This window comes from Micromonospora sp. NPDC049047 (genome assembly GCF_040649135.1).
GTDB lineage: Bacteria > Actinomycetota > Actinomycetes > Mycobacteriales > Micromonosporaceae > Micromonospora.
The window spans coordinates 13455-26639 of sequence record NZ_JBEZEY010000024.1; the positions used below are offsets into that span (position 1 = coordinate 13455).

The 13185-nt window shown below is 69.9% G+C and carries 8 protein-coding genes; 3 read left to right on the forward strand and 5 right to left on the reverse strand.

Annotated elements, in window-relative coordinates; translation table 11 throughout:
- Positions 1-4 precede the first annotated feature (4 nt).
- A complete protein-coding gene (locus AB0B86_RS27870; RefSeq protein ID WP_357409848.1) occupies positions 5-376 on the forward strand; it encodes a hypothetical protein in 372 nt (123 codons plus the stop codon).
- 112 nt (positions 377-488) lie between these two features.
- Here the strand turns inward: AB0B86_RS27870 and AB0B86_RS27875 are convergent, their stop codons facing one another.
- The 3 genes from AB0B86_RS27875 to AB0B86_RS27885 form a co-directional block, all read right to left on the reverse strand.
- Positions 489-3731 (reverse strand): BTAD domain-containing putative transcriptional regulator, encoded by a 3243-nt coding sequence (locus AB0B86_RS27875; RefSeq protein ID WP_357420119.1) that lies wholly within the window; start codon positions 3729-3731, stop codon positions 489-491.
- 194 nt (positions 3732-3925) lie between these two features.
- Positions 3926-4417: a hypothetical protein gene (locus AB0B86_RS27880; RefSeq protein ID WP_357420120.1), complete on the reverse strand. Its 492-nt coding sequence runs from the start codon at positions 4415-4417 to the stop codon at positions 3926-3928.
- A gap of 75 nt (positions 4418-4492) precedes the next feature.
- Complete coding sequence (locus tag AB0B86_RS27885; protein ID WP_357420121.1) at positions 4493-4675, reverse strand: hypothetical protein; 183 nt, start codon at positions 4673-4675, stop codon at positions 4493-4495.
- A 113-nt stretch (positions 4676-4788) separates the two neighbouring features.
- Between AB0B86_RS27885 and AB0B86_RS27890 the strand changes: the two genes are divergently transcribed.
- Entirely contained in the window at positions 4789-8820 is a 4032-nt protein-coding gene (locus AB0B86_RS27890) for a hypothetical protein (RefSeq protein ID WP_357420122.1), read from the forward strand.
- 136 nt (positions 8821-8956) lie between these two features.
- Here the strand turns inward: AB0B86_RS27890 and AB0B86_RS27895 are convergent, their stop codons facing one another.
- On the reverse strand, positions 8957-9238 hold the full coding sequence (locus AB0B86_RS27895; RefSeq protein ID WP_357409859.1) for a hypothetical protein: 282 nt from the start codon (positions 9236-9238) through the stop codon (positions 8957-8959).
- Between the two features lie 328 nt (positions 9239-9566).
- On the opposite strand from AB0B86_RS27895, the gene AB0B86_RS27900 reads away from it, so the two are divergent.
- Complete coding sequence (locus AB0B86_RS27900; protein WP_357420123.1) at positions 9567-10079, forward strand: DUF5984 family protein; 513 nt, start codon at positions 9567-9569, stop codon at positions 10077-10079.
- A gap of 336 nt (positions 10080-10415) precedes the next feature.
- Here AB0B86_RS27900 and AB0B86_RS27905 read toward each other — a convergent pair whose 3' ends face one another.
- Positions 10416-13025 (reverse strand): NACHT domain-containing protein, encoded by a 2610-nt coding sequence (locus AB0B86_RS27905; protein WP_357409863.1) that lies wholly within the window; start codon positions 13023-13025, stop codon positions 10416-10418.
- Positions 13026-13185 lie beyond the last annotated feature (160 nt).

Genomic DNA, 13185 nt, shown 5'->3' on the forward strand with positions numbered 1-13185 from the left:
CACTGTGGAAATCACCAGACGGGCTCGCAGAGGCCTGGCCGCCGCGGCGGTCGCGGGAGCGGCGGCGTCGCTGCTTGTCGCGTCCCCGGCGCTGGCGACAAGCGACTACTGCTCGGTGAGCGGGTTGTCGACCAGCTGCCAGACGTACTACATCCCATCCAACTACGTCGAACACTTCATCGACTACAAGGTCTGCGGTGGCACGATCGGCGCCAGTTTCCGCGTCCGCGACTACCAGAACGGCGTGGTCGTCAAGAGCGGGAACATCGGCCCGGCGAACTGCACCTCGGGCCGGGTGCCCGGCCTCTATTCGAGCTACCGGCTGGAACTGCACGGGACGGCCCTGGGCGCCGACGGCTCGATCGACAACGTGTAGCGCCCGCCTCGGTCCGGAGGGGTCGCGCGCTGCGGCCCCTCCGGTTGCCTCCGTCGGCCCCCATCACCGGCGCATCACCCGGGCACCGGCCCCGCCCCGGCGGGAAGGTCGGCTATCCGGCCGGCACGCCGACCGGACGGCCGTCGTGCCGCTCCAGCAGGGCCCGGACGATGTCCGCCTCGGGAGTGCCGAGCGGATCCAGGATGCCCAGCGCCTGCTGCCAGGCCCCCGAGGAGTCCTCCAGGTGGCCCAGGGTGATCAGCGCGCGGGCGCGTACCAGGGGTGCCCCGATCGCCTCCGCGCGATGTGCCGCATCGCCGGCGAGCCGGGCCGCCTGGACGGGGTCGCCACGCCTCCGGGCAACCTCGCCCAACGCCGCCAGCGCGTCGATCTCGATCACCGCGGCGCCGGACTGTCGGGCCAACGTGACCGCCCGCTCCAGGGATGAGCTGGCCAACAGCGGCGTCCGCTCCGCGACGGATGCGGCGAGGCCGACCAGGGCCTCGGCCTCCGTCGCCAACGTCCGCGCCGACCTGGCCCACTCGGCGGCCCGGGTGTACCGGGCCGCCGCGCGGGTGGGGTCGCCGGTCAGCCGGAGCAGGCACCCCTCGGCGATGTCGATCGACGCCTTGCAGTGCCAGTCGTCGGTACGGTCGGCGAGACGCTGCGCGGCGGCAAGCGCCGATCTCGCCTCCGGTACGTCGCCGCGTAGCGTGTGGATCTGGCCGATCCCCGCCAACGCGTTCGCCTCGATCGACGCCATGTCGACCTCGTGGGCCGTCCGCACCGCTGCGTGAAGATCGTCCAGGGCGGCCGGGTACTCACCCCGGACGATTCGCACGAGGCCGAGGTTGGTGAGGACGACTGCCTCGTTGGGTCGTCCGCCGTCCTCCCGGTGGATGTCGATGGCGGCGGTGAGTCGCTCGACCGCCAGCCGCAGTCGACCCGCCATGCCGTAGATCGTCCCGAGGTTGCTCGACATCACCGCGATGCCGTAACGGTGGCGGATCCGCTCGTTGAGCCGCAACGCGTGCTCGAAGCAGGCCGCTGCCGTCGCCAGTTGCCCGAGGTCGCCGAAGACCGCGCCGAGCGAGCCGGCCGCGGCGGCCTGGCCCTGCGTGTGGCCGGCGCTGCGGAACAGGTGACCCGACCGTCGTTGGTGGGCGATCGCGACCAGCTGGTTGCCCGTGAGGTGGTAAACGTTGCCCAGACTCATGTGTGCCGACGCCCGCAGGGCCGGGTCGCCGTCCCCACCCGACGCGTGCAGCGCCGCCTGCGCCACGAGCAGCCAGTTCAGTGAATTGCGGGTCACCCAGAAGTACGTTCGTAGCTGGTCGGCGAGCAGGGCGGCAGCGGCCCTCGAGGTGCCGTCGGCGCCCGCCCTGATCAGTGCCACCATGTTCGATTCCTCGGCCTCGAGCCAGGCCAGTGCCGCGTCACGGTCCGGGAAGCCGGCGTCACCGGTGGCCAGGCCCGCCGGCAGCTCCAGGCGGACCCGCCCCGGCGCCAACAGGTCACCGGCAGCCTGCGCGCGGACCAGGTACCACGCGAACAGGCGGGCGAGGACGGTCTGCGCCTCCGGCCGGCCGGCCTGCCGCGCACTGTGCTGGCCCGCGTAGCGCCCCAGCAGGTCGTGCAGCGCGACGCGATCGTCGTCGAACTCCAGCAGGTGCGCCGAGAAGAGTCGGGCCAGCGTCCGACGGGCCGCGTCCTGGGTGGTCTGCGCGAGGTGCGCGACCGCGTCGACCGACAGCCTGAGCCCCGGAACGGTGCCGAGAAGGCGGAACATCCGCTGGGCCTCGCCGGGAAGCCGGGTGTAGGAGAGGTCGAACGCCGTCTGCACGGCGACGCTCGGGTCGTCGTCGATCGCCAGGGCGGCGATGCTCCGCTGCCGCAACTGTCGCACGTACGCCGACACCGCGAGGTCAGGCTCGTCGTGCAGCAGCGCCGCCGCGATCCGCAGGGCCAGCGGGAGCCGACCGCAGACCTGGGCGAGGTCCCGGATCGCGTCGCGTTCGGCGGCTCGCGGGTCGGCGCCGAGCAGAATGGTGAGCAACTCGATCGCGTCCGGTTCCGGGAGCAGTCCGATGGTCAGGCGGCGGGCGTCCTGTTGGGCCACGAGCCCGGTCAGGCGGTCCCGGCTGGTGACCACCACCAGGCTGTCCGCGGACCCGGGCAGCAACGGCCGCACCTGCTCGGCGTCGAGGGCGTTGTCCAGCACGATCAGCAGCCGGCGATCGGCGACGACGCTGCGGTAGCGGGCCGCTGCCTCCTCCGGATCGGCCGGAATGTGGGCCGCCGGCACGCCCAGACCCCGCAGCAGCGCGCCGAGCGCCTCCGCCGAGCGCATGGGCCGGCCGGCAGAGTAACCACGCAGGTTGAGGAAGAGCTGCCCATCCGGGAAGCGGTCCCGGACGCTGTGCGCCCACCGGACGGCGGTCGCCGTCTTTCCCACACCCGCCGTGCCGACGACCGCGGAGAGGATCAGGACCTGCGGCCCTGCCGCGTCGGCGAGCAGGCGGTCGAGCTGACGCGACTCGGCGTCGCGGCCGACGAAGTGCCCCGGCGGCCGTGGTAGCTGCGCCGGCCCGCCGGGAGATGTCGGCGCGGTGTCCGGGGGTGCGGTGGCGCGCGACAGCGTCCGGTAGGTCGCCTGGATCTGCTTACCGGGAGCGACACCGAGGTCGGTGGCGAGCCGATCGGTGAGGGTGGCGTAGGCCGCGGTGGCCTCGGTGCGACGACCCATCCCGCTCAGGGCCAGCATCAGCAGCTCGACCGGGCGCTCGCGGGTCGGCGCCTCACTGATCAGCTCGTGCAGCGGTGCCAACATCTCCCGGTGCTGGCCGGCGTCGAGGCGCGCGTCCAGCAGCTCTTCCCGCGCGGTCAGTCGCGCCTCGTCGAGCTCCGGGAAGAGCCGGCTCCGCTGGGCGTCGTCGAAGACGTCGGCCAGGGCGGCGCCCCGCCACAGGCCGAGCGCGGTGCTGAGCATCGCGATGCGCTGACCGGCGTCGGTGACGCCCCTGCTCTCGGCCACCAGGGCGGTGAACCGGTGCACGTCGACCCGCTCCGCCCGGATCTCCAGTGCGTAGCTGTTGGGTCGGGCGAGCAACGCGGGCTCCACCGACCGGCCCAGCTCCAGCGTGGACCGCAGGTGCGAGATCATGGCCTGTAGGCCCCCTCGGGCCTGGGCCGGAGGCCGATCTTCCCAGAGCAGGTCGATGAGTCGCTCCGCGGAGTGGAACTGGCCCGGTCGCATCGCGAGGATGGCGAGCAGTCGTCGCTCCTGACGGCGGCGCACGGGCACTACCCGTCCGTCGATGACAGCCTCGACTGGGCCAAGCAGGCGCAGCTCCACAGCCGCATGCTAACAAGGCAAACCAGCACCGACCGAGCGTCGAACGTCTATGGACAACGCACCTGGCGGCCAGCTTTCCGGTGGCGCTCGACATGACCTCGCGGCCGCAGATCCCCCGGGTCGACACCCGGCTGGCAGGATGACGGATCTCAGGGCCCCCGCGTCACCGGGGGACCCTGACCTCCGCCTGCTGCTCAGCTGATCCAGGGGGTGCAGGTCCAAGCGCCGCCCAGGAAGTTGAAGCAGGCCTGGTGCTCGTCCCAGGAGTCGAGATCCTCGAGCATGTTTGTCCACACCCCGCCGTGGGTGGAGGGGAACTGCTTGCTGAGGCTGCCCGTGTACCAGTAGCCGTAGGACGACCACACCCGCCGCTCGATGCGCACGGTGAACGTCCCACCGTTGTAGCGGAGGTACTGGTCGTTCTGTAGGCGGGCCCAGGCCGCTTTGCAGCCGGGCGACTTCACGACGACGATGCCGAGTCCGCTGTCGTAGCCGCCGCCGGTCCATCCGTACCGGGTGCCGCTGCACTGGCCGTCGGGATTGACGTTGTAACAGCCGGCGCCCGAACACGCGGCCAGCGCCGGCGACGCCGGTACCGCCGCGGTGACCACGCCGAGTCCCAGGAACGCCACCAGGGCGATCAGCGCCCGCACCAGTCGATGCTTCCGGACCTCTCCTACGTTCATGCTGTTCTCCTCAGTCGTACCGGATGTCGTGGGAGTGATCCTTCGGCGTCGCCGCACCGCTGCCGCATCGTCAGGTCATCCGCGCGCTGTCCTGCCGCCATCGACGTCGGCGTCGATCAGGTCCGTGGTCGTTACCGTCCGGCGGCGGCTGACGAGCAGCATCGCGATGATCGGCCGGGTGCGCAGGCCCGTGACCTCGATCGGTCCGGTGCCTGTGGTGCTGCGGAGCGGGCCGCGTACGCCGAATTCCAGGTCCATGTGTTTGTGCCCGTGTGGTGGGGCGCGATACGCCCACGATGGCATCGTGATGCGCCGACGGTGAGCGCGGTTCCGACACTGCATCGACCCCAAGCCACAGTGGAGGAACCGCAGTGTCAGCATCGCCGCACCGCCCCGCGCTGCCGCGCGGTCTCAGTCCCGGCGCCGCCCTTCGCGCCACCGTCGCGCTCGCCACCACCTCGATCGTCGCCAGCGGTCTCGTGGCGCTCCCCGCGCCGGCCGCCGCGTCGCCGGACCCGCCCCCGAAGGAGGTGGCGTCCACCACGGTGCCGCCCGGTCAGCGGGACTCCGTCCTCAAGCGGGGCTGGCGGACGTCGCAGGACCGGGCCTGGACCCTCTCCGGCGACATGACCGGCCTGCACGTGCTCGTGGCGTCGGCGACCTCCGGTTACAGCTGGACGACCGCGGCCACGCTGAGCGAGCCGGGGCTGGAGACCGACCAGTGGATCGGCAACGGCTGCCTCACCGAGTCGGGCCGGCGGCTGGTCGTCACGTACGCGCCGCGCGCCTATACCAACAAACCCGACCTGTTCGACCGCGGTGCCTTCGTGGCGGTCGTGGACCTCAAGGACCAGTCCGTCCGGAAGGTGGCCGCACACGCGTCCCTCGCGTATTTCAGCCCCGGCTGCGGTACCGGCGAGAAGGTCGTGCTGAGCACGTTCACCGGCGGCGACACCGGCTCGGGCAAGACCCGTCTGACGCAGCTCGACGCCGCGACCGGCACCGTGGCCGCCCCGATCCAGGTGGCGGGCCAGCTCACCTCGGCGCTACCGGTCCAGGACGAGATCATCGCCGCCGACAACGGCGCGCTGGTCAAGGTCGACGGCAAGGGCCGCCGGTCGGCCGTCGCGAGGACCACCGGCGTACCGTTCCGGCTGGCGGCCAACGGCGACGCCGTCGTGTACATGGATGCCGACAGCAAGGCCGGCCGGGTCAAGCGGACCGTTGTGAAGTCCGGCGCGACGGCCACGCTGGCCGAGGGCGGCACGACCGACATGAACGTGGTCAAGGGCGCGGGCGGTCGGGTCGGCATCACCGGCACCCCCACCAAGGTGCACAAGCTGCCCACGGGTGTCGCGAAGCTCGACGCGGCCCCGCAGGCGGAGATGTCCAGCGAGGGTGACCTGCTGCTTGACGACATCAAGTGGACGACCGACCCGCGGGCGGCGCAGGCCGCGGACGACCGTCGCGGGCGGTCGCTCACCATGAAGGCGAAGGTGCCGGCGACCGGTCGCAGCGTGGACTTCGCGGTCGCGCCGACCACGCCGACGTCGGGTGACGCCGGCGCCCAGGCGAACCCGAAGACGCCGGGGCGGGCCCGGCCGGCACCGGGCGCCACGACGCTGGCGACACCGCTGCACGACCCGGTCGACACGGCCGCCTGGTGCGCGATTCCCCGCAACGACGTGCGGGTGCAGGTGTACCAGCCACGCGCCCGGGAGATCGAGTGGGTCGTCGACATGGCGGTACAGGACTCGCTGATCCTCAACCGGGGCAACAACTTCAACCAGTCCGGCCTGCCCGGTTACAGCGTCGCAGACTGGTTCCCGATGCGGCCGCTCAACGGCGGTGGCCACGTGCCCGCGCAGATCATGCTCGGCATCCTCGCCCAGGAGTCGAACCTGTGGCAGGCCTCGCCGCACGTCCTGCCCGGCGAGTTCGGCAATCCGCTCATCGGCAACTACTACGGGCTGGACATCTACGACGCCGACACGAGCGACGACTGGACGATCCGCTGGGACAAGTCCGACTGCGGCTACGGCGTCGGGCAGGTCACCGACGGTATGCGCAAGCCCGGGTTCCAGAAGCCGAACGAGGTCCCGCTGCCGTACAACCAGCAGTTGGCCATCTCGGTGGACTTCGCCGCGAACATCTCCCAGTCGCTGCGGATCCTGCAGGACAAGTGGAACCAGGTCGACGCGTACAACATGAAGGTCAACGGCGGCGACCCGCAGTACATCGAGAGCTGGTTCTTCGCGGTGTGGGCCTACAACACCGGCTTCTACGAGCCGGAGGGCAGCACGGACGGGCCGTGGGGCGTCGGCTGGGCGAACAACCCGGCCAACCCGAGGTACCCGGCCAACCGCAAGGCGTTCCTGGAGTACACCTACGACGACGCGCGGCACCCGAGCCACTGGCCGTACCCGGAGAAGATCATGGGTTGGGCCGGACACCCACTCAACGCGATCGAGAAGCCGGACACCTACACCGACGGCTACCGGTACGCGTGGTGGAGCACGCCCGACGGGCGCGCGCGGGTGAAGCCGCACCTCCAGACGTTCTGCGACCAGTCCAACGACTGCTACTACGGCAACAACCTCCCGCCGACGGCGCCTGATGTGATCGACGAGCCGGCCGGCCCGTGCCACCACGTGAACGTCATCGGCGAACGGGACCTCAAGTGCTGGTACAACCAGTCCGCGGACTGGAAACCCGGCTGTCTGGACTGCGGTAACGAAGCCATCAGGTACGACCCTGGCTGGGCGTATCCGGCCGCCGGGGTGAGCTACTACCCGGCGTGCGGCACCAACCTGCCGGCGAACGCGTTGGTGGTCGACGACGTGATCAACGACGTCGTCAGCCCACGTCGTGACGAGGCCGGCTGGCTCTGCACCCGACGAACGAACAGCGGCACGTTCACGCACGGGTTCGCCGGCGAGACGCAGAACGGCACACTCCAGTACCCGGGCAAGATCGACCTGCACCAGGTCGGCGGCGGGTACGGCGCGCACTACTGGTTCACGCACACCCGCCCGCCGGGCAGCAACCTCTACGTCAGTGGGACGTGGACGCTGGACCGGACGGTGAACGGCTGGATGCGGGTCATGGTCCACATACCCGACCATCTCGGTACCACGCAGCAGGCCGCATACAAGATCACGACGAAGAACGGCGTGGTCAAGACCCGCATGGTGCAGCAGCGCGGGTACGCGAACCGCTGGGTGGCGCTCGGCGTGTTCGAGTTCAACAACGTCCCGAAGGTGGAGCTGACCAACATGGTGTCGGACCTGACGCCGGAGGAGCTGGCACAACTGCGCGACGACGTACCGAGCAGCGGGCAGGGCGACCTGGCCCTGGGCCGGCCGCAGGAGAACGTGGCCTTCGACGCGGCGGCGTTCATCCCGCTGCCGGGCAAGCCGCAGCACCAGGTGGTGGCGCTCGGCGACTCGTTCTCGTCAGGCGAGGGCGCCTCGCCGGTGAACGGCTCGGACTACTACCGCGAGACGGACAACAACAGGGACAACGCCTTCCGTAACGGCTGCCACCGCTCCAAGAACGCGTGGTCGCGCACGGCGGTGCTGCCCGGGTCGTCCACGCCGATCGGGTCGCGGGCGGACATCACGAGCCAGCAGCACGACGTCAACATGGACTACCACCTGATCGCCTGTTCGGGCGCGGAGACGGAGAACATCCTGCCGCTGCGTACCGTCAGCAACGAGCCCCGCAACGCCGACAACGAACGGGGCAAGGGCCAGTACCTGGAGGTGTCCCAGCTCGACAAGGGCTACCTGGACGAGAACACGACGCTCGTCACGATCTCGATCGGCGGCAACGACGCGAAGTTCGGCCCGGTGGTCAAGGAATGCCTCGTCATGGCCGGTCCGTTGGACTGCTTCAAGGCGAATCTGTCGGGCGAGACGGACACCGTGGACGTGTCGACCCGGCGCCGCATCACCGACACGGTCCCCCGGTCGAACACGAAGGTGCTGGAGGAGATCCACAAGAAGGCGCCAAACGCCAAGATCATGCTCATGGGGTACCCGAAGATCGTCGAGATCGGCGGCGACCCGCTCTGCCCCATCAAGCTCCTCCTCAGCGACGAGGAGCGGGTGTGGTTGTCCGAGATGAGCGTGCTGCTGCGCGACGAGCAGTTGGACGTCGTCCGCGACTTCAACACCGCGCACGGCGGGACGATCGCGTACTACTCCGACCCGATCGACGAGTTCGCGGGCAAGTCGGTATGCGGCTCGCCGGTGGGCATCCACGGGATCGTGACCGACAAGTCGCCGGGTGACATCCCGGACGGCCCGACGTCGCAGCAGTCCTTCCACCCCAACAGTCCGACCGGTGTCAGCCTCTATGCCCAATCGATGAATTTCACCGTCGCGCAGATGTACCCGTGACGAACGCGTCATGATCCGGGAGCCCGGGCGGCCGCCGGCTGCTCGGGCTTCCGGGCTTCCGGGCTTCCGGGCTTCCGGGCTTCCGGGCTGGGCCAACGATCGTGACGTCATGGCCGTTGGCCCGGCCCTTGCCTGCTCAGTCGGCGATCTTCTTCGGGCTGCTCGCCGACCGATAGTCATACGACAGCGCCTCCCGCGCGGCCACCATCTCCCGCACCAACGAAGTGGCGCGGTAGTTGTGCAGCGCGCCGGTCATCCCCGCCACGGTGATCAGCGTGTGGTGCAGTTGGGCCGCCTGATTGTCTGACAGGCCGCGAGTCTCGACAACGATGCGATGAACGCCGCGGCGAGGCCGGACCGCTTGGGCCACGGCGCCGCTCGGCGGCTTCTCGCCAACGTCGCCGGTTTCGAGATACACGACCGGGTTGCTGGCCCTGCTTCCACTTCACGGGGCTCTCCCCTCCCACCAGCCAGGAATACTCATCGGACTCACGCAGGTCGAATCGGATCCGGCCGTCGTCGACCGTCTCCCAGCCCAGGATGTCGAACGCACCACGGACGCGGCCGATGCGCACAGCGAGCAGGACGTCGCCATACACGTCGAGCGTCCGGCTGCTCAACACCCAGTCGCCGGAAGCTGCCTCGCGCACCTGCTCGGGCGTCGACACGTCGTCGCCCGAGCGTCGAATGTTCGCTGCGATCACTGAGCCTCCCGCGCGCAGTGGACGTGTGACCCGCTCGAGTTCGTGGAAGGACCGGATGAGGACCGGACCGACGACGGCAACGCGGACGTACCCGACCATCCAGTCGTCACGGCCGCGATCTGGCACGACGAGCACTACCTCGACTTCGGTTACCTGCGCCATCCTCCCCAGCTCCGGCTCTGGCGTACCGCCCGCAACGATCGCGACGAGATCACAATGGATTGGCGGCACGCGGACGACGGCAAGATCGGTTTTACCGCCGACACCTCAGTCCGACTTAGCGTCCCGACCACCGCATACCTTGAGGCCGTGCACACCCTCAACCGCGAGCTGATGGACGCCATGGGGCAGCGGGTCGAGGAGCTGGAACGCCGCGGCGGGCTACCCGGCGTGGACCTTGATCTCGTCCATCTGCGGCGGGAACACGAAGACCGGCGGCATTGGCTCACCAGAAACCTCGACCGCTCCCCGAAGACCGATTGGAGCGTCGTCCGCCGAGGTGCCCGCCTGCTGCTCGGTGACGATGGCTCCCGGACCCTGCCGAACCTGACGTAGCCGAGCAGGTGACCGCCGTCGGACCGACGCCTCGAACGGTTTCGTCACCAATGGAGTAGACCCTCCGGGCAGCACAGACAGCCTGACCATCGACGAACAACACGATGCCGCCGTAGAACTCGTCCCGGCTCTTGGCAGCTCCGCCTGAGGCAAGCCCCGGCCCGCCCGGCAAACAGTTCGTCGAACCCGAATCACGATTACTCCCCGCCAGCCCCAGCTGCCTCAGTCGAAGCACGCTGGCGGTAGAGCCGGCCCAACCACGCGGCCACCAGGACAGCCAAGCGGCGCCAGGCACTGGCATGCAACGTCGGATCGGTCCCAGTGCAGTGCGAAGAGCTATTTCACGGGGTGCGACCTGAGCGCAGGGCCCGCAACGTCCGGAACCATGTGACGGGACACCGCATCGTCATAGGATCGTCGGCCCCACACGGTCAATGCGGCAGACCCGGTCACCCTCAGCACCCGCCACAGACGCTGGCGGTCCTCCGGATCGAGCTGGCTCTCCCACAGCAGGGCCTGGGCCCGCCACCGTACGACGGCCGGCTCCCCCACCAACTCGGCCGCGTCTATCGGCGCGTCTGACAGCAGGACGGCGAAGCAGACGAGATTCGCGGAATACGTGGCGTGCCGGGCGGCCACCGGCTTGCGGCGAGGCTCGTACCCGGCAAGCGACCAGGTCGGGTGCAGGAAGCCGGCATCGGCCAGCAGTTCGATCACCAGTTGCCGGCACCGTCGCCGCTGGTCGGCGTCGAGCCGGTCGATGAAGCCACGGGAGAACTCCCACAGTGGCGCACGACGCGCGACGGTGATGAACGACGTTACGGCGTACAGGAAACCGGCGTCGAGCACCGCTCCAGGTCGGAGGCGCTTGTGGGATCGGTCCTCGACCAGGTCCGTGAGCGCGTTGACGAGCTGGCGGGCCGCAAGGAACTCGCCGAACGTGGCGTGCAGGAACTCGAAGCTACGCTCCGAAGCGCCAGTCCCCCGGCTCGCTTCGGATTGGTGGATGAAGAAGAATCGGCCGACGAGCAGCTGCCCTACCGTGAGCCCTCGGCGCATGGAGTCGGACGGCGCGCACCCTAGATCGCTCGGCGTGAGCAGGTGCACGATGTCGTTCTCCAGGTCCGTCTCGGAGATCACGTCGCCGCCCCGGTTCAGCATGGCGATGGCGACGGCGCACAGCCGTCGCCATTCCGCGTCGATCTCCAGCTGTCGCTGCTCGGCGCTGCGGCCCTCGTCGTGCTTGTCGACCTCCCGGGCGACGAAGTCGGCGAACAGTCGCTCGTAGAGGTCGACTCGGCCGATGCCGCCGCCCGCGGTCTGCAGCGCGTTGTCGCCCAGGTCGTAGAGGGCGAGCAGCAGCAGGAGCAGCGGTTGCCTGGACAGCTCGCCGTACTGCGCGACGGTCGCGACCGGCAGGGTGCGCAGGCCGCGCTGTCGCAGGTTCGCCTGATTGACGTCGTTCCACACGTCGAGCCACGTGGCGACCTGTCTGTCGTCGAACGGCTCCAGCCGGACGACGACAGTGCCGGGCGGGAAGCGGGCGCGGTCGGCAACGACAGTCCGGCTCGTCACCAGGACTGCGACCGGGCGTCGAAGCTCGGCCTCTCGCTGCTGGAACTCCCGGAGCTGTTCCAGGTAGTCGGCGCGGTTGACGCCGGTGACCTGTAGCAGTTCGTCGAACCCGTCCATGATGACCACCGGCAGCGCCGGGCCGGCTCGGCGGACCAGATCCGGCCAGGTCACGGCCTCGCCGAGCATCTCGTAGAGGGTCCGCTCGATCTGTTGCTGGACGGACGAGTCCGCGTGGACCTTGCGCAGCTCGACCCGGATCGTCAAAAAGTCGCTCTCGGGCAGCTCGGCGGCGAGCACCTGGGTCAACACGGACTTGCCCGACCCGGGCTGACCGAGCACCACCGCCGGCTGCTCTACCGCCGCCTGCCCGGTCAGATGACCAAACAGGAAATCGTGGACGTCCGATACCGGCGGTCTGGCCCACCACCACGCCTCGCCAACGGGCAGGTCGGTCGGCCCAGCGACAGCGACGCGCCCCGACGGCTTCACGTAGGACTGCTTCAGGGTCGGCAGCGTGGCGTGGGGCGGAGCGGCGGACGAGCTGAGGACGGACCGCGTCAGCCACGCTCGATGCCGTACGCCGAGCCCCTCCCTGACGCTGTCGACGGCTGTGTGCCCGGCGTCGCGCAGCTCGCCCAGCTCCGACCGCAGGCCGGCGACCGCGTCGGCAAGTGCCGCGCGAGTAGCCTGACCGTCGACCATCCCCGACCACACCCCGAACTCCGGTGCCTGGAGCGCGAGCGCGCGATACGCCGCCGCGTACCGGTCGACCGCGAGGCCAGGCAACCGCTGGCGCATCAGCCGGGCCGCATCGTCGAGGGGCTTTCGCTCGAACGCGCTGAGCCCGCCAAGGAACGCGTGCAGCCGACCCGCCACCGCTCGGTAGTGCTCCCCCAGCGCCTTCAGCGCTTCTTCGAACGGTAGGTGCGGTGCGGGCATCGGTGGCGGTCTGTGGACCAGTGCGGCCACCATTTCGGCGTACTGCTGCGTCGCGGGTCCCTTCGTCGCCAAGGCGACCTGTTCGTCCGCGGTCAGCTCCGCTCGACTCAGATCCAGCTCGGGTATCTCGATCAGGAACTCGTCGAGCGCCTCGTAGAACGACGTCACGACAATGACGGAGTGCGCGGCGACAAGCAGTTGTGTCCGGTCGAAGCGCCCCAGCCCGTGCGTCCGCTCCCGGATCCGGCCGACAGCCGCGTTGCCCCATTTGACGAGCTCGTCGCGCACCGCGAACAGGTCCACGGCACCGACGGTCGTGACCGTTACCGCCGCTGCGGCGACTCCGGCCAGCCGGCTGAGCCAGCCCACCGCATCCGCGTCGCCGCCGAGTAGTCGCACCGCGTCGACGAAGGCCAGTTTCCGGGACGCCACACGCCGGAACGTACCCGATCAGTCACGGACGGCCAAACCCCCGATGCCGGTGCCTGCGGCGAACCGCCCGGCGTGCCTGGAGAGAACCTGCCGGCCCCGGCCCTCCTTGCCGGTGACCGTCATGTGGCGTCTGGTCAGATTGCCGTCTCGCCGGCCCGGG

What these genes read in the sequence shown, in the direction of transcription:
- AB0B86_RS27880 (WP_357420120.1), bottom strand. Translation starts at nt 4,417, where the DNA reads ATGAACGTAGGAGAGGTCCGGAAGCATCGACTGGTGCGGGCGCTGATC.
- AB0B86_RS27885 (WP_357420121.1), bottom strand. Translation starts at nt 4,675, where the DNA reads ATGGACCTGGAATTCGGCGTACGCGGCCCGCTCCGCAGCACCACAGGC.